15 protein-coding genes are annotated in these 17,137 nt (G+C 68.5%); 10 read left to right on the top strand and 5 right to left on the bottom strand.

The features are described from left to right. Nucleotides 1-44 precede the first annotated feature (44 nt). The 3 genes from HKK74_RS13880 (at nucleotide 45) to HKK74_RS13890 (ending at nucleotide 4,751) form a co-directional block, all read left to right on the top strand. On the top strand, nucleotides 45-659 hold the full coding sequence (locus HKK74_RS13880) for a nucleotide exchange factor GrpE (RefSeq protein ID WP_187243609.1): 615 nt from the start codon (nucleotides 45-47) through the stop codon (nucleotides 657-659). Continuing rightward, complete coding sequence (locus HKK74_RS13885) at nucleotides 656-2,512, top strand: dynamin family protein (RefSeq protein ID WP_187243610.1); 1,857 nt, start codon at nucleotides 656-658, stop codon at nucleotides 2,510-2,512. The genes HKK74_RS13880 and HKK74_RS13885 overlap by 4 nt, the downstream gene beginning before the upstream one ends. 73 nt (nucleotides 2,513-2,585) lie before the next feature. Beyond that, the gene (locus HKK74_RS13890; protein ID WP_187243611.1) at nucleotides 2,586-4,751 is read left to right on the top strand and encodes an Hsp70 family protein; all 2,166 of its coding nucleotides are present in this window, start codon (nucleotides 2,586-2,588) and stop codon (nucleotides 4,749-4,751) included. Between the two features lie 20 nt (nucleotides 4,752-4,771). Here the strand turns inward: HKK74_RS13890 and HKK74_RS13895 are convergent, their stop codons facing one another. Continuing rightward, a complete protein-coding gene (locus tag HKK74_RS13895; RefSeq protein WP_187243612.1) occupies nucleotides 4,772-5,815 on the bottom strand; it encodes an aldo/keto reductase in 1,044 nt (347 codons plus the stop codon). Nucleotides 5,816-5,915: 100 nt separating this feature from the next. Here HKK74_RS13895 and HKK74_RS13900 point away from each other — a divergent pair, with 100 nt between their 5' ends. Then, on the top strand, nucleotides 5,916-6,503 hold the full coding sequence (locus HKK74_RS13900) for a TetR/AcrR family transcriptional regulator (protein WP_187243613.1): 588 nt from the start codon (nucleotides 5,916-5,918) through the stop codon (nucleotides 6,501-6,503). 2 nt (nucleotides 6,504-6,505) lie between these two features. Further along, on the top strand, nucleotides 6,506-7,078 hold the full coding sequence (locus tag HKK74_RS13905; RefSeq protein ID WP_187243614.1) for a hypothetical protein: 573 nt from the start codon (nucleotides 6,506-6,508) through the stop codon (nucleotides 7,076-7,078). Nucleotides 7,079-7,169: 91 nt separating this feature from the next. Here HKK74_RS13905 and HKK74_RS13910 read toward each other — a convergent pair whose 3' ends face one another. From HKK74_RS13910 to HKK74_RS13920, 3 genes are all read right to left on the bottom strand, one after another. After that, complete coding sequence (locus tag HKK74_RS13910) at nucleotides 7,170-8,123, bottom strand: aldo/keto reductase (RefSeq protein ID WP_187243615.1); 954 nt, start codon at nucleotides 8,121-8,123, stop codon at nucleotides 7,170-7,172. 330 nt (nucleotides 8,124-8,453) lie between these two features. Next, entirely contained in the window at nucleotides 8,454-10,169 is a 1,716-nt protein-coding gene (locus HKK74_RS13915; protein ID WP_222722250.1) for an amidohydrolase, read from the bottom strand. A 587-nt stretch (nucleotides 10,170-10,756) separates the two neighbouring features. Then, a complete protein-coding gene (locus HKK74_RS13920) occupies nucleotides 10,757-11,389 on the bottom strand; it encodes an HNH endonuclease family protein (protein WP_187243617.1) in 633 nt (210 codons plus the stop codon). A 791-nt stretch (nucleotides 11,390-12,180) separates the two neighbouring features. Here HKK74_RS13920 and HKK74_RS13925 point away from each other — a divergent pair. Both HKK74_RS13925 and HKK74_RS13930 read left to right on the top strand, forming a co-directional pair. Then, complete coding sequence (locus HKK74_RS13925; protein WP_187243618.1) at nucleotides 12,181-12,450, top strand: hypothetical protein; 270 nt, start codon at nucleotides 12,181-12,183, stop codon at nucleotides 12,448-12,450. After that, the gene (locus HKK74_RS13930) at nucleotides 12,443-13,054 is read left to right on the top strand and encodes a DUF6879 family protein (protein WP_187243619.1); all 612 of its coding nucleotides are present in this window, start codon (nucleotides 12,443-12,445) and stop codon (nucleotides 13,052-13,054) included. Before HKK74_RS13925 ends, HKK74_RS13930 begins: the two co-directional genes overlap by 8 nt. Before the next feature lie 13 nt (nucleotides 13,055-13,067). Here HKK74_RS13930 and HKK74_RS13935 read toward each other — a convergent pair whose 3' ends face one another. Further along, entirely contained in the window at nucleotides 13,068-13,946 is an 879-nt protein-coding gene (locus HKK74_RS13935; RefSeq protein ID WP_312881473.1) for a methionyl-tRNA formyltransferase, read from the bottom strand. A 420-nt stretch (nucleotides 13,947-14,366) separates the two neighbouring features. Between HKK74_RS13935 and HKK74_RS13940 the strand changes: the two genes are divergently transcribed. The 3 genes from HKK74_RS13940 (at nucleotide 14,367) to HKK74_RS13950 (ending at nucleotide 17,118) form a co-directional block, all read left to right on the top strand. Then, nucleotides 14,367-14,687: a DUF4333 domain-containing protein gene (locus HKK74_RS13940; protein WP_187243620.1), complete on the top strand. Its 321-nt coding sequence runs from the start codon at nucleotides 14,367-14,369 to the stop codon at nucleotides 14,685-14,687. A 157-nt stretch (nucleotides 14,688-14,844) separates the two neighbouring features. Beyond that, the gene (locus HKK74_RS13945; protein ID WP_222722251.1) at nucleotides 14,845-15,438 is read left to right on the top strand and encodes a class I SAM-dependent methyltransferase; all 594 of its coding nucleotides are present in this window, start codon (nucleotides 14,845-14,847) and stop codon (nucleotides 15,436-15,438) included. Between the two features lie 384 nt (nucleotides 15,439-15,822). After that, the gene (locus tag HKK74_RS13950; protein ID WP_222722252.1) at nucleotides 15,823-17,118 is read left to right on the top strand and encodes an erythromycin esterase family protein; all 1,296 of its coding nucleotides are present in this window, start codon (nucleotides 15,823-15,825) and stop codon (nucleotides 17,116-17,118) included. Nucleotides 17,119-17,137: the final 19 nt, after the last annotated feature.

A 17,137-nucleotide genomic window follows, 5' to 3' on the forward strand; every position in this document is an offset into this window, starting at 1 on the left:
CGAACCGATGGCGGGCCGGGTGGGCGATGGGTTGGCTTGACTTCTTGCGATCGCTGCGTGGCGGCCGGCCGGCCGAGAGCACCCGGCGGCTCGCCTTCGAGACCACGCTCCAGGCCGCCGAGCTGGCGGGCGAGGGCGGTCCCCCCGGTCTCGAGGAGATGAGCACACCGAACATGCTCGACAACGCGCGGCGGCTGCTGGTGACCGCGACCGAACGTCAGCGGGCCGACGTGGCGCGCGCCGAGGCGCTCGGGGCCGAGCTGGCCCGGCTCCGCGCCGAGAACGCGGCGTTGCGCCGTCGCCTGCCCGAACTGGCGTCCGAGCCAGGGTCCGCGCCGGTCGAGGTGGACCCGCCACCGATCGTGCACACGCTGATCGACATCTCCGACCGGGTCGCCGGCCTGCGAGACACCGTGGAGCCCGCGGTGACCCGCTGGCTGCTGGACCGGATCACCGAGGCACTGGCCGGCACCGGGGTGATCGGCATCCGGGACAAGGGACCGGTGGATGTGACCCGGCATGCCGTGCTGGCCGTCCGGGCGACCGACGATCCCGACCTGATCGACCGGATCGCCGAGACGGTACGGCCCGGCTACCGCTGGAACGACCGCATCCTGCGGCCGCAACAGGTGATCGCCTATGTGGAGGACGGCCGGTGAGCCACCCCGGATTCGAGGCCGTACGCACCGACGTGCTGGCGCTCTGCGAGGAACTGGGGCGCGAGCGGCCGCCCGCGACGAGCCGTCAGGAGCTCGACGCGGTCCGCGCCGAGCTGGCCGCCCCGTTCTACGTGGTGGTCTGCGGTGAGTTCAGCCGGGGCAAGTCCAGCCTGCTCAACGCACTGATCGAGCGGCCCGGCCTGTTCCCGGTGGACACCACCGTCACCACGTCCGTCGTGACCGAGCTGCGCTGGGGTGAGCGCGAGACGGCCACCGTGGTGAGCGGTGACGGTGCCGGCGTTCGCACCGAGAAGCAGGTCCCGGTCGACCAGGTCGCCGACTTCGTCACCGAGCAGCGCAACCCGGGCAACCGGGAGCGGGTACGGCTGGTCCGGCTGACCGCGCCGATCGAACGGCTTCGGCATGGGCTGACGCTGGTGGACACGCCCGGCATCGGCAGCCTCAACGTCGAGCACGCAATGGCCACCTATGCCTTTCTCTCCAAGGCCGATGCCGTGCTCTTCGTCGGCGCCGCCGACGAGCGGATGAGCGCCGCCGAGCTGTCGTACCTCAAGGACGCGATCGACCGGTGCCCCACCGTGATCACCGCGCTCACCAAGAGCGACAAGCTGGTCGACCCCGGCCCGGCCGGCGAGGTCTTCGTCACCAGGGAACGGATCGCACAGGTGAGCGGGCGCGCGCCGGACGACGTACTGGTCGTCGCGGTGTCGGCCCGCCGCAAGCTGACGGCGGTCGGCCGCGACGACCCCGGCCAGCTGCGCCGGTCGGGGTTCCCTGAGCTGGAAGAGCTGCTGTGGCGCCGGCTGGCGGTGACACTGGGCGCCGAGCGCCTGCACGGCGCGCTGGATCTGCTGCACGAGGTCGTCGCCGCGCTGGCCGCGCCGGTGAGCAACGAACTCGCCGCACTGGCCGGCGAGCAGACCCTGGACGACACGCAGGCCCGGCTGCGGGAGCTTCAGGAACGCGCCGGGCGGCTGGCCTCCCGTACCGCCGGCTGGCGGCGGGACCTGGCGGCGGCGTTCGAGGTCGCCGTGCTCCCGGTGCAGGAGCACCTCGACGCGGGCTGCGAGCGGCTCCTGTCGGACTTCCACGCGAACGTACGGGTGGACCGCTACCTGGACGATCCGCACGCGCTGGTCAGGAAGACCGCGGTGGCCCTAGTGAACGCGATGGAGCGTGCCGAGGCGGAATTGCGCGAGGCGGCCATCGTCACCGCGAGGGAGACCTCCGAGCAGACCCGGCTGCCGCTTTCGGTCGACGTCCCGCTCGCCGGGCGCGATGAGGAGGTGTCGTTCGAGCTCCCCGGCGGTCCCGACCGGCACGAGAACTCCGGCGGACGGTTCATGACGCTCTTCAACAGCGCCGGCATCGTCGGCGGGGTCGGAGCCAGCCTGGGTGCCATCGGCGGGCTGCTGTTCCCCGGCGTCGGCGCCGTGGCGGGCGTGGCCGCCACCGTGATCGGCAATCTCGTCGGCCTGTTCATGGGGCTTCGCGAGTTCGCCGAGAAGGCCCGTCTGCAGCGGCAGGAGCGCGCCGAACTCCTCACCGACGAGGTGCTGCCGGTCATCCGGGAACGGGTCGACAGCGTACGCACGTACTTCACCGAATCGGTCGAGGCGACCCGCGAGGCGCTGCTCACCGACTTCGACATCCGCATCGCGGCGGCGCGGGAATCGCTGGCCGGCTCCATCGCGGCGCTCGAGGAGCTGCGCTCGGCCACCGAGCTGCAGCGGTCGAGCCGGCACGCGGAGCTGGTCACCCGGCAAGGCCGGCTGCGGGGTGTTCAGGATCGGCTGGCCGCCCTGCGACAGCGGATCGGGACGCTCCACTGAGCCGGGGACGCGCGGCTGAACGTCGACGCGGACCGTGGCGGGCGAGGTACGACAAGGGTCATGGAGGAACGGCGTGGGACTGGTCTACGGGGTCGACTTCGGCACCTCCAACTCGGCGATCATGGTCGGCCGGCCCGGGGGCAGGGTGCTGCGGATCCGCAACCCGGTGCAGAGCCTCTACGAGGTGCCCTCCGCCGTTTGCCTGCGGGCCGACGGCACCATGGCGGTCGGCAGCGTCGCCACCCGGATGAAGCTCCAGCGCCCCGCCTACTTTCTCGACGAGTTCAAGCGCCATATCGGTGATCCGATCCCGCACACGTTCCCGACCGAGAACCCGTCGGCGCCGGGAGAAGGCCGGGCGTACCCCACGTACCGGCTCGTCGCCGAGGTCCTCGGGCTGCTCAGAGAGCAGGCGCTCCTTCAGGTCTCCGGAGAGCCCGAGCTGGTGGTGCTGACGGTCCCGGCCGCCTGGCAGGAGAGCAACCGCGACCACATGCGCCAGGCCGCCGAGCACGCCGGCTTCCCCCTCGAATCCGTACGGCTGGTGACCGAGCCCGAGGCCGCCGTCGCGTACGCCCTCCACGAGCAACTCGGCCTCGAGGAACGCACCCTGCTGGTGTACGACCTGGGCGGCGGCACGTTCGACTGCGCGGTGGTGCGCGGCCGTGACCACCTCAGTTACACGGTGCTGGGCGAGGCCGGTGGCCTGGAGGACGTCGGGGGCGCCGAGTTCGACCGGCAGATCCTCCGACTGATCGCTGAGCGCTTCCCTGAACAGACCGAGCGCGTGCTCGACCCCGCGGCCCGCGACGCGTCGACGCTGGCCGACCGGCTCAAGCTCGTGGAGAGCTGCGAGTCGATCAAGCGGACCCTCTCGGCCGAGGTGCGGTTCAGCGGCGTGCTCACCGAGCTTGGCCTGAACGCGACGTTCGAGCTGACCCGGGCCGACCTGGCGGAGCTGCTCGCCCCGCTGCTGGCGGAGACCCTGCGGGAGTGCACGCGGGTCTTGGCTGCGGCCGATCTGAGCTGGGCGGATCTCGACGCCGTCGTCCCGGTCGGCGGCAGCAGCCGCCTTCCCCTGGTCGCCGAGACCATCGCGCGTCACACCGGCGCCGACCGGGTCCCCGTCTTCAAGGTCGATGATCCCGAGCTGGCGGTGGCCCACGGCGCCGTGCTGCACGCCTTCCGACTGCAGGCGGCCGCCCGGCACCCGGCTCCGCCGCCTCGTCCCGCGCCGGACGATGCGGCCCCGGCCGCACAGAATGCGGCACCGGCCGTACGCGATCGAGTCGTGCCGGCAGACGACACGGCCCCGGTCGCAGGTGACGCGGTCCCATCCCCGGGCGAGACGGTCCCGGCTCCGGGCGAGGCGGGACCATCCCCGGGCGATGCGATCCCGACGGCGGGCGACGCTGTCATGACGGCGGGCCATGAGGTCATGACGGCGGGCGATGGAGTCCTGCCGGTGGACGTGTCCGGAATGGACGCCGGTGATGAGCACGACGCCCCGGCACCGCCCGGATCGGGTGACCGGCCGGCACCGGCCACGTTCCACGCTCGGAGCATGCGGAATGTCGCCCGGGCGTGGCGCTGGCAGCACGGCTTGTGGTTCGCGGCCGCGCTGACCGCCATCACGGCCGTCATCGACTTCGGCGACTGGTTCACGTCGCACGACTCGGGGAGCCTTGTGACGCAGGGACGGCTGACCGTCAGCGTCAGCGCCCTGGCCGCCGTCACCGGCGTTCTGGCGCTGATCGCCGCGCGGGCGTTCGACCGAGCCCTGTTGCCCTGGAGAGCGATGGTGATCGCGGCAGGGAGCATGCTCGGTATCGCGGCGATCTATCACTTCCTGGACGGATGGCCGAACAAGGTGGGCCTGGTGGTGCTCATCGTCATCGCGATCGGCGCCGTCCCCGTCGCGGCTGATGGAGTCCCACCGAAGTACAGGTACATCAACGAGCTGGCGGTCGACCACCGCGGTATCACTGTCACCACGGTGCGCGGACGCCAACGCCATGTTCCGTGGGGAGAGATCCGATCGCTGGAGCTCGACCGGGCGCGCCGTCTGGTGGCCAAGCCGGCGTCCCGGCCCACGAACCTTCAATACGCGCCACTCATCTACCACCCGAGTGACGATCACCTGGTGCTGTTCAGCCGGCATCACTTCCCGGCGCCCGACGAGGTCGCCGGCGCGCTGCGGCTGCACGGCGGCGAGAGGGTACGCGATCTTTGGAGCTGAAGCGGCACTCCCGGAACTGATCAGGGCCGGCCTGCGAGTCGCGGTCGCGCGTCTCCGAGTGTCATCCCGGTGACGGGGGCCAGGGCCGTGGACGAGGACGCGTCGTCGAGCCGTTCGGCCGCCTCCTCCGGAAGGTCGAGGGCGAATCCCGCCAGGTTGCCGTGCAACTGGTCGACCGTACGAGGTCCGATGATGACGGAGGTGACGCCCGGTCGCCGCCGTACCCACGCCAGGGCGACGGCGGTCGCGGTGGTGTCGAGCTCGGCCGCGACCTTGCCGACCTCGTCGGCGATGTGGAGCGCGCGCTCGTTGAACAGGCCATCGGCCCAGGCCCGGGCCATCGGCGCCGGCGAGGCCATCAGCCGGCCCATCCTGGTGTCGGCGCCGGGGGCGACGCCGCGGGCGTACCTGCCGGTGAGCACGCCACCGGCCAGTGGCGACCAGACCATGGTGCCGAGCCCGTGCCGTTCGCAGACCGGCAGGATCTCGGCCTCGATGTCCCGTGCCACCAGTGAGTACTGCGGTTGCAGGCTGATGAACGGAGTCGCGCCGAGACGCTCGGCGGCCCAGCCGGATTCCACGATCTGAGCGGCGGTGAAGTTGGAGCAGCCGATATAGCGGACCTTGCCCGCGCGGACGAACCCGTCGAGCGTGGCCAGGGTCTCTTCGATGGGGGTGGCGTGATCCCACTGATGGCATTGGTAGAGGTCGATGTAGTCGGTGCCGAGCCGGCGCAGGCTCGCCTCCAGTGCCCTGGTCAGGTGGGCCCGCGACAGCCCCCGGTCATTGGGGCCTGGTCCGTGCGGGAGGAACGCCTTCGTGGCGAGTACGACCGAGGACCGCTTGCCGCTGATGGCGCGGCCGACGATCTGCTCGGACTCGCCCCCGGTGTACATGTCCGCGGTGTCGACGAAGTTGTGCCCGGTGTCGAGGAAGGCGTCGACGATCCGCCCGGCCTCCGCCTCGTCACAGCTGCCGACGCCCCCGGAGGTGCCGAAGTTCATGGTTCCCAGGCAGGCCCGGGAGACCTTCAATCCGGACCGGCCCATGGTCGCGTAGTCCATCGGTGGTGCCCTTCGGTTCGACTACAATTCGGAACAGCCGTTCCGGTTCTAGAACGATACGGAACACATGTTCCGGTCGTCAATGTTGCAAGGGAGGACGATGAACGCCGATGCGAGACCTCTGCGCGCCGACGCCCGGCGCAACAGAGCCCGGGTGCTGCAGGCCGCCGAGGTGATCCTCGCCCGTGACGGGCTCTCGGCCCCGATGCGCGCCATCGCGCAGGAGGCCGGGGTGGGGCTCGGCACGATCTACCGGCACTTCCCCACCCAGGAGGCCCTCTACCAGGCCATCATCATCGATCGCACCCGCCGGCTCCTCGCCGAGGCCGACACACTGCGCGCGACGGCCGACCCGGGGACCGCGTTCTTCGAGTTCCTCACCCGAATCGTCGGCGACGCCGAGCAGAAGAAGGCCCTGGCCGACGTGCTCACCGACGCGGGCATCGATCCCAAGGCGGGCCTGGCGGACATCCAGCGCGACATGCGGCACGCCATCGAGACCCTGCTCGCCGATGCCCAGCGGTCGGGCGCGGTACGGCGGGACCTCGAACTGCCCGAGCTCCTGGCCCTGCTCGGCGCCACGTACATGGCCGCCGAACGCAACCGCTGGTCCCCCGAGCTGCGGGGCCGTACGCTCGCGTTGCTCTTCGACGCCTTCCGCCCCCGGCCCGGAAACGGCGGCGGGTAGTCATGTCCGTACCGGGCGGCGCGGGTGCGCCGGACCACTGGGAGGACTTCTGGGCCGGCCTGTCACCGGTGTGGCGGCGGATCCTGGGCGGCTCCGACACCGACACCGCCCCTCCCTCGGGGCCGATTCTGCGACGCCGCCGCGTGACGACCGACTTCGAGTGGGTGGGGACGTTCGAGCCGCTGCGGTGGCTGCCGGCCGTCACCGAGGCGCTGCTGTGGGACGTGAACGGCCATGATCTGGGGCCGCTGACCGAACGGCCCTGGGACCTCCTCCAGCTCGCCGGGCCCGCCAACGTCGATCTGGCGCAGCTGCGCGGCACTCCCGTCCGCCGCCTGATCCTGTCGAACGTGGACGTGACGAGCCTGTCGCCGCTCCAGGACGTCCCGGGGCTCGTGTCCCTCACCCTCGCCCATGGCGACTTCGGCTCGCTGCCGCCCCTCGCCCACCTGACCGAGCTGGTGCTGTACGCCGAGGCCGAGCTCGACCACACTGCGGTGCGCGGTGCCCCCGCCCTTCAGGTGATCAACATCGATGAGCCCTATTTCCCGCCGTTCGGTCCGGGCGATCAGTGACCGCCCGGCCGACGGCCGACGTCGCGCAAGGTCGCCCAAGCGGCGAGAACGCGTCGTTCCTTCAGTGACCCGTACGGCGAAGATAAGGCGGTCAGTAGCGGGCGCCGACGACCTTGTCGCCGAGCGGGTCCAGGACGGCCGACTCCTCGGCGGTCAGCGTGACGTCGAGGGCCGCGACGTTCTGCTCCAGCCACTTCACCCGCTTGGTGCCCGGGATCGGCGCGACGGGCACGCCCAGCCGGTCGGCCTGCGCGTACACCCAGGCGAGCGCCACCTGCGCCGGCGCGACGCCCCGCCCGTCGGCCACCGACCGCACCGCGTCGACGATGGCCTGGTTGGCCGTCCCCGCCTCGCCGGAGAAGCGCGGGTTGCGACCGCGGAAGTCCTTGTCGTCCAGGGCGCTCGTGTCGACGGTGCCGGTGAGGAAGCCACGGCCCAGCGGCGAGTACGGAACCAGGCCCACGCCGAGCTCACGCATCGCGTCGAGCACGGTGGTCTCCACGTCGCGGGTCCACAGCGAGTACTCGCTCTGCACCGCCGTGATCGGGTGCACCCCGTACGCCCGGCGCAGCAGGTCGTTGTCCACCTCCGACAGGCCGAGGTAACGGACCTTGCCCTCGGCGACCAGTTCGGCCATCGCGCCGACGGTCTCCTCGATCTCCGCGGTCTGCGGCGGGCGGTGCAGGTAGTACAGGTCGATCACGTCGACGCCGAGGCGGAGCAGCGACGACTCGCAGGCCCGCTTGACGTACGCGGCCTCGCCGCGGATGACGCGGCCGCCGTCGCCCACGGACCGGTCGATGCCGAACTTCGTGGCCAACTGCACCTCGTCGCGCCGTCCGGCGATCGCCCGGCCGACGAGCACCTCGTTGTGGCCCGCTCCGTAGACGTCCGCCGTGTCCAGGAAGGTCACGCCGAGGTCGAGCGCGCGGTGGATCGTGGCGATCGACTCGTCCCAGTCGGCGTGGCCGTACCACTCGCTCATGCCCATGCAGCCGAGTCCTTGAGCCGAGACGGTCAGCTCACCAAGCGTGGTCGTGCGCATGCGTCAGTGCTCCTTCTGCGCCGCGGTGACGCGGCGCCGGCTATGTAGAACTTGCCGGCGGGTGGCCTCATCACCCCGTACGGCCTGGTCAACGGCCACATGGATGGACCGACCCGCCACACATCGCACTCTACGAGCTGGAGCGCACTCCAGGACAAATCGGATCCGCCCAGGTCGGCTCACGGGTGGGCGAGGCCGACCACGCCGAGGACCCCGGCTCCGTGAGGGGAACCGGGGTCCAGCGCGGTGTCATCCGCTGTGATCGAGACCTTCGCCGAGGGCCCTCTGACCGCGATCGCGTACGGGACCGAACCGGGCGGATGGTCGCGACTACTCCATCGGGGGCATGTTCTGCGGCGGGAGCGCCGGTCCGAGATCGGGGGCGGTCTCGGTCGAGACGATCCGCCGTGGCGGCCACGTGACGCCCTTCGGCGGCCACTTCTGCCCCGTACGCTCGAGGAACCACTTCGGCGGCTCGTACAGCGGCAGTTCGTAGTCGTCGGGCAGCATGCTCTTCCACTCGATGCCCTTGGTGCGGCGCTCGAACTCGTCCTTCATCTCGCCGACGACCTTCGGCTGGGTCAGCAGGTCGATCGTCGTACCGGCGAGGTACTTGGCGGCCATCAGCATCGTGACGTGGCCGGGGTGTGCGGCGGCGGTGGCGGTGTGGTGCCACGAGTGGTTCTTCGTACCACCGGGTTGGTGCGCGGTGCCCATCTGGATCGTGGGTACCTGCCAGCTGATGTCGGCGACGTCGGTGGAGCCGCCGCCCATGAACACCGACGCCGGCGGGCGCAGCTCGCTGATCGTTTCGGAGAACCCCGTCTCGCCGGTCCCGTTGGACCGCTGCAGCGCCTTGCCGAACGCCTGGTCGGCGGCCGAGAACTTCGGCGCCCCGATCTGCGTCATGTTGGCGTGCATGAGCTCGGTCCCGCGCTTGTTGCCGAGTTTGTTCCACGTACCGGCCACGATGCGATGCTCCATGCGCGTGCCCGTGGCCATCGCCGCCGCCTCGGCGCATTTGACGATCCTGTCCATCAGGATCTTGGCGCGGGCCGGGCTGCCCTCCCGGGCGAAGTACCAGATGCTCGACAGTGTGGGGAAGACGTTCGGCGCCTGACCGGTCTGCCGGATCGCGTAGTGCGCCCTGGCGGTGTGCGCCTGGTGGCTCTCCCGCAGGAACTCGGTCAGCATGGACATCGCCGACACGGCGTCCTGGGTCGGCCGCGTCGCCAGGGGCGAGCCGCCGTGACCATCGGTGCCGAGGAAGTGGAAGGCGATGCTGTACATGGCGTTGCTGGAGTCCCAGCTGGTGCTGTTGTTGGTGGCGGGATGCCAGTCGACGAAGGCGTCGAGGCCCTTGTAGACGCCGGCCTTCACGGCCACCGTCTTGCCGACCAGTTGCTCCTCGGCCGTGGAACCGAAGAACTTGAGGGTGCCGTCGAGGTTCCGGGCCTTCATCGCAGCCGCGGTGGCGGCCGCCGCGGCCGCTGCGGCGGCACCGAGGGCGTTGTGCCCGCAGCCGTGCCCGAACCCGTACGTGGGGGCGTACGGGTCGTGGTTGTACACCAGGGGCGAGTGCTTCGGATTCCCTTTCTCTTGCGAGAGTCCCGGCAGCGCGTCGTACTCGCCGCTGAAGCCGATCACCGGCTTTCCGCTGCCGTTGCTGAACGTGGCGACGAAGGCGGTCGGCATGCCGCCCGCCCCCCACTTGATGGTGAAGCCGTTGGCCGCCAGGAACTGCGCTTCGGCCCATGACGAGTTCCACTCGGCCAGCGAGGGCTCCGCGAACTCCCAGATCCGGTCGTTCAGCCCGATGATGCTCTCCGATTGCCGGTCGATCCAGGAGAGAGCCGCGTCCTTGGCCTGCGAGTCGGCGGCCAGGTTCGTCGGTGGCGCGTAGTTCACGGGGTCGGCCGGCTGTGTCTTCGGATCGAGTGCGAGGTCGGATGCGGCCGCCATGGCGGGGTCGGCCGTCAGGATCGGTGCGACGGCCGCCGCGGCACCCGCGACGCCGAGAAGACCCAGCAGATCACGGCGGCTCACGCCTGACGATTCGAGATGGTCGGTTTCACACACGGGCAACTCTCCTAACCAGAGGGGCAGCCGACCGCGAGACGTACGCGGACGACCGGAATGCCTCGACCGGGAAGCCATGAGGAGAAAGTGCGGGTGGGTGGATAAGGGGAGCCCACGTCACGATGGAGGTGTCCCGCGTGGGTCCCGAGGTGATGGGCCCTCGACTTGGGCCTGGGGCGCCTCTGCGTCCCCGCCCGCCGGGCGGCCGGCTCCGGCCGGAACGCCAGCGCCGTACCGGCGGTCAGGACGAGCGACGCGCCGGCGGCGACACCACTGAAGGGGGCCCGTTTCACGACGGTTCGGAGGGACATCACGCCTCCACTTCAAGTGGATCATCGCCGCGCTCAGTCTCAGCTCCGAGCGCATAGTGATCATCGGCGACGTGTGCCAAAAACGCGGCGGGCGTCTGTGGGGTGATGCACTGGACGATCTCGACCGCACGTGAGTGGCAGGTCAGCGCACAGTGCAGGGAGGGGTCGGGCGAGCCGATCCCCTCCCTGGTTCTGCTCAATGTGCCATGGCGCCTGAGAGCGGAGGTCTCATCAGGTCGAAGGTCAGCAGGTGCCGAGCATCGAGGTCAGTGCGGTCTTCTCGGCGCTGTTCACGGACAGGGCCCAGTACCACTTGGCCTGAATCCACGCTCGGGCGTACGTGCAGCGGAAGCTGGCGAGCGGCGGCTGCCAGGTGGACGGGTCCTGGTCGCCCTTGGCCTGGTTGACGTTGTCGGTGACGGCCCACAGCTCCGGTCCGCCCAGGTCGTTCGCGTAGGACTGCCGCTTGGCGGTGGTCCACGCCCAGGCACCGGATCGCCATGCCTCGGCCAGCGGGACCATGTGGTCGATGTCGACGTCCGCAGGGTTGGACCAGGTGGCGCCGTCGTACGGGGAATACCAGCTACCGGACGTCGGGTAGCAGGCGGAGTCGACGGTGACGCCGGAACCGTCTCGCTTGAGCACTGTCTCCCGCGTGTTACAGGCCCCAGAGATCGTGATCCAGTGGGGGAAGAGGTCGCGGTTGTAGCTGGACTGGTGCGACTCGGCCGCGACGGTGAGGGTCGCGAGCCTGGAGGCGGCGGTGCTGGCGGACGGGATGTTGGGAGGAGTGGCGTTGGCAGGGCCGGCGGTCAGGCCGAGGGTGAGAGATAGGGCTGCGAGGGTGGCCAATGCGGCCGTGACGGCTCTTCTCACGAGTCCGCTCCTTCTGTCCGCATCCCCGGCCAGGTCGGGGGTCCCTGGTCAGGAACGGGGTGTGGACAGCAGAAACAGTTGCAAAATCCGACAAGCAGTTGAATGTCAGAATTTGTCAATGAATGAAGAGATCCTTGGCGGGATCGCATGACCAGGGCCGTGGCACCGATGGTGATCTGCGGTGACGCGCACAAAGGCTCGATTCGAGCGGGCAACATTAAGCCAGCAAGCTATGAGAATTCCACGAATGTTCAGTTAGTGCGATTTAGGGCGACCCGACCGTGTTCCGCTGATGCGAAGATGTAGCCTTGGCATCCGCCACTGGGCGCAGTGCGCGCACTGCATAGGCATCGCCGCCCGGCCGTCCGAGTGCCGTGCCCTCCGACAGCCGGGCGCGGACGCCGCCCCGTCTCGGCGAGCCACTGGGGCCCTCCAGCGTGTTCTCGGCCGAGCTGGATGAAGGGTGAGGTCGCGCAGCCCGTTCCGCCGGGCGAGACCCCGACAAGGTCATCCCCGTAGGGCTGGTTCGCGGCGAACCGCTGCCGCCCAGACCCGACCCGTTCGTCCCTCCGCAATCCGTGCCCGCCGTCCGTACCCGCGGTCCGTGCCTTCTGAAGTGGCCTTATCCCGGCCCGAGCGACGCGCTTATCGCACTTTAAGACCGGACATAATTGGGGTTTCGAGCTGTTTATTTGCACACTCAGCCGGACGACAGACTTCTTTGACCCCAACTTGATCGCGTGGTAATATCCGGCCAAAATAAGCTGCCAATCCTCATCAAGGATGGCAACATGCCCGACAAATGGGAGGCCGATCCTTCTGCGTCGTTCTCACGGCGCTTGGGCAAGTCGTCTCATGAGCTGGGGCAAACCTCCGGAAATTCCAGTTGCCCCGACATCTGGGAACTGGACAATGGGGATATCGCGGTTATCGGTCAGGATCTTACTTCGTCGTACGAGGCGAGATTGCCGGACGATGTGAGCGTCGATCCAGGGGAACGCCTCGTGGTCATTCCGCGAAAAACCATCATTGCGGCGAAGGCGGATATCCCCGATGCATGACCTTCTTGACGGCCTTATGGGCGAACGAATGGAACTAGATGACTATTATGCCGACTTTGAGAAGAATTTTTGGGGCATTACAGACCTTGGTTTCTGGAAACTTGAGCGACAGCAGGTTTTCAAGGAGCCCGATTACGATAGCTGGCTGGCGTTCGCCAAGGGTGATTGGGATGAGGCACTGCGAATCCTCGAGGCCGGTCGTGCGGACATGGAGAACTACCATCGCAGGGTCGAGGAACACGGCTTCATAGCGGCACGGGTTCGGGTCGTGGAGGAGCCGATCTCTTCTTACTTGCAGTGGGAACTTCATGCGTTGCGAGTGAGAGATCAATGTGGTGGAAGCGTTCGCATCGTTGGACCAGAGCAGATTACCCGCTTCGAGGAAAATGGACCGCTTCCAGAGATCTACACTCTCGGCTCGAAGGTCATGTACCAAGCCATATATAACGACGAATGCGTCCTGGAATCGGCAGTGAAGTACGTCGATTCGACCCTGATCAAGCGGTGTCAAAGGTTCATACAGCATCTGTACGAGGTAGGGGAACCGCTGAAGCAGTACTTCCCGCGCCGTGTTGCGCTCTTGCCACCTCCGGGGCCACAGTAGGGGGCACTTCCCGTCAGCGAAGCCCTCGAGTCTCACTAGCGGGCGGTTCCGTAGATTCTGACGCTACGATCCAGATAGGGCCGTCCGCGCATTCCACTCGAACCCCAGGCGCCTCCCTCAACTGAGTTCGCAATACCTTCAGCCAGCGCTCGCCGACTCTGGCGATCGGGCCTTGGCCCTGCCCCATGAACCTGAAGGTGCGCACCTGGTTGTGTATTTCGCGGGCTGTTCGTGACCAGTCGATCAATGAGAACTCAGGTTCCATCAATCCCGCATAGGACACGTCAGCGTCATCTTGTTCTTCTCCGGCCTCGTGCCTGGATACCCGCTCCAGGGCGACTGGGAGGAGATCTCGGATAACTGGCCTGATATGCGGCCACAATCGCTCAGGGGTGACTTCGTCTTCAAGGGTAATGCCACCCTGCTGGGCAAGAATCGGCCCTGTGTCGAAGTTTTCATCCATGCGGTGGATCGTGATTCCAATGTGGGGGTCACCGTTGCGGATCGCCCACAGCACCGGCGCCGGTCCGCGATACTTAGGCAACAATGACGAGTGGACATTAATGGCACCGAATCGGGAGATTTGCAGCACAGAGCGGGGAAGTCGCCACGAGAATCCGTAGACTACTATCAGATCCAGACTGTATCCGGCGAGCGCTTGGCCCAAACCTTCAGCACTGCCCGGCAACAGGAAGTCCATCGCCGGTGGCATTTCCTTGAGGATCTGGCCGATGGTCGCTACCGCGTGGGCATCAGTAGGCATCCTCGGCCTCATCGAACGACTGTAGGCGTACGCGACTGGAAAATGCCCGGCTTCCACGCATATTTCATGAAGGACCGAAAACTCGTTGACGCCAAAGGACACCAGAGCGAGGCGCATCGCATCCACCACGCGCGCCATCGTAGCGTCAGCGAGTTGTGAGCGATTGCAAATGGGATGTACGAGCGGTCCCCACAACCGATATCCATACTCGCGAACCGAAAACGTCACGGGGCATACACGTTCACCGTGCCGAACGTCACTACCCGGGCGCCCAGCCGCCCGAGCGTGTGCCGCTGGGCCCGTACCGCCCAGTGCGCGACTGCGGCGTAGGAGTCGACCCGGCCACCACCGTGACCTGCGGCGACACCCCGGTCAGCGACTTTGGAATGGCCGTGCCACTGACGCTGCCGGTGGAAGTCAGGTGTTCATTCGGTACCGCCTGAGCCGACAGCGATACGACTGAGATACGACAGCGCGGAGTGCCAGGGTCGATACGGTCCGCTACAGTTTGTCACGCCGTCGAACTGCTGCCTTTCGAGCGATTTGGAGATGGATGATATGCGCATAGGATTTCCGGCGTCTCTGGCCTGCGGTGTGGTGCTGGTCGCGGGCTGCAGTTTCAGCTTCAGCGCAGGTGGCAACGCCGTCCAGAGAACCACGGTTGAGCAGCAGGTAGGCGACCAGTTGGCGGCGAAGGTCGGGCAGCGGCCGAAGGCGGTGGTCTGCCCGGATGACCTCAAGGCGGAGCAGGGCGCCACGACGCGTTGCCAATTGGAGGCCAATGACGGGTCGAAGCTCGGCCTCACGGCCACGGTCACGTCGGTGAATGGTAGCGACGTCAACTTCGACATTCAGGTCGACAACAAGTAGGTACGAACTGGCTCAACCGGCCAGCGCGGCCGGCCCACCACAAATGCCCGCCGAAAAGGGCCGGCCGGCCCGCCGGCCCCTTCGCTTCACCTCACTTGCGCAGGCCGTGGGCTCTGGCGGGGCGCAAGGCGGCAGCCGCGCCTCTACGATGGCGCGGATGGCGGACTACTGGAACCACAACGTCGCGTACCATCCGGTCGTCATGGACGCGGTCCCCACCGACTGTGCGGCGGCGCTGGACGTCGGGTGCGGCGACGGCCTGCTCGTCCGCAAACTGGCCACGCGCTCCCGGCAGGTGACCGGCCTGGACCGCTCGCCGGAGATGATCGAACTCGCCCGGCGGCTCAGCGGCGAGATCGGCAACGCCTCGTTCGTCGAGGCGGACTTCCTCACCCACGACCTCCCCCAGGCCGGCTACGAATTCGTGTGCGCCGTCGCGGCCGTACACCACATGGATTTCACCAGTGCCGTCACCAAGATGCGCGGGCTGCTGCGTCCCGGCGGACGCCTGGTGATCGTCGGGCTGGGCCGCAACGCCACGCCTGTGGACCGGTTGATCAGCCTCCTCGGCGTACCGCTGGCGCAGGTCAACCGGCTGCGGCCAGGCCACGGGAACCCGCATGGAGTTCCGGTGACCGACCCGGAGATGAGCTGGGGCAGGATCCGTGCGGAGGCCGATCGCCTGCTGCCCGGCGCGCGGTTCCGCCGCCACCTGCTGTGGCGCTACTCACTGGTGTGGACCAAACCCTGAGCGCGCGTACGACCCGGCGCTGAGGCGGGTTCGCTCACGTCGAGAGCGGCGGTCGACGCGAGCCCATGGGCGGGGCTCCTACCGGTGTGATCTCTCGGTGTGTTCGCGGCGCTGATCGTCGCCATGTCCCTGACCAGGTCATTCATCGACGGGATCTCATCTCCGTGGCATCGATCTCAGCGTGCGGGGAAAGGACATCCACGACGGACACACGGCGAGGGGACGACCCACCGATCACCCGCGATCGACGCGGCGACGGGCCCGCCGAGACCTTCATCTTGATCGCCACGGACCGTACCTCCTCGCCTCTTCATCGCCTCGGGTGCGCGACCCGCGCTCGCGAGGGAATCAGGGAGCACGCCGGGACTGACCCGGGGGATCGACATGGATGAGACCGACGAGATCCGGGGCATGGCCCTTCAACTCGAGTACAACGACGACCTCGACCCGCTGTTGAACCGCATCGGGGACGCGCGCTGCGTGCTGGTGGGCGAGGCCGACCACGGCACGCACGAGTACTACGCGTGGCGAGCGGCGCTGACCCGCCGGCTCATCGCCGAGCGCGGCTTCTCGTTCGTGGGAGTGGAGGGCGACTGGCCGGACTGCCGGCAGATCAACCGCTGCGTGACGCTCGCGGACGGCGCCCCGGACGACCCGCGCGAGGTCCTCGATCGCTTCCGGCGCTGGCCGACCTGGATGTGGGCCAACGCCGAGGTGGTCCACTTCTGCGAGTGGCTACGCGACCACAATGCCGCCCTCCCGCCGGACCGCCGCGCCGGCTTCTACGGGCTGGACGTCTACAGCCTGTGGGAGTCACTGCGCGCCATCATCCTCTACCTGATCGAGCACCGGCCCGACTATGTCGAGACGGCCCTGGAGGCCTGTCGCTGCTTCGAAACGTACGGCGAGGATCCGCAGGCGTACGCGCGGGGCACGCGCCTGGCCCCCGAAGGCTGTTCTCAGGAGGTACTGGACCTGCTGACCCGGTTGCGCGAGGAGGCGGCACCGGCCCACACCGACGATCCGGCGGAGGTGCTCGACCTCAGGCAGAACGCCGAGGTCACGGCGGGCGCCGAAGAGTACTATCGCGCCATGGTCGGCGACGGTCCGGAATCGTGGAACGGCCGGGACATCCACATGGCCGACACGCTGGACCGGCTGCTGGCGTTCCACGGCGCGGACGCGCGGGCCGTGGTCTGGGCGCACAACACCCATGTCGGGGATGCCCGCGCCACCCCCATGGCCCGCCACGGGCTCGTCAACCTCGGACAGCTGGCCAGAGAACGGCACGGTCGCGACCGGGTGGTCCTTGTGGGCTTCGCCGGCGGGCACGGGGAGGTGGTGGCCGCCCCTCGCTGGGGCGCCCCCATGGAGGTCATGCCCGTACCGCCGCCACGGCCCGACTCGCTCGAGGCGCTGCTCGACAAGACCGAACTGGGACGCGCCCTGTTCATCTTCTCCGACCAGCCGGACGCGGCCTGGCTGCGGGCCGAGCGCGGGCATCGCGCCATCGGCGTGGTGTACGACCCGTACCTCGACCACCATCGCAACTGGGTGCCCACCCGGCTCGGTGAGCGTTATGACGCGCTGTGCTGGCTCCACCGGACGACGCCCATCCGGCCGCTGCACCTGGACGCCGCCCGCCGAGGCGAACTGGAGACGTTCCCCGCCGGTGTGTGAGCGGACCGTCGACGCCGCG

Source organism: Actinomadura alba (genome assembly GCF_014323705.1).
In the GTDB taxonomy this organism is placed as follows: domain Bacteria; phylum Actinomycetota; class Actinomycetes; order Streptosporangiales; family Streptosporangiaceae; genus Actinomadura_C; species Actinomadura_C alba.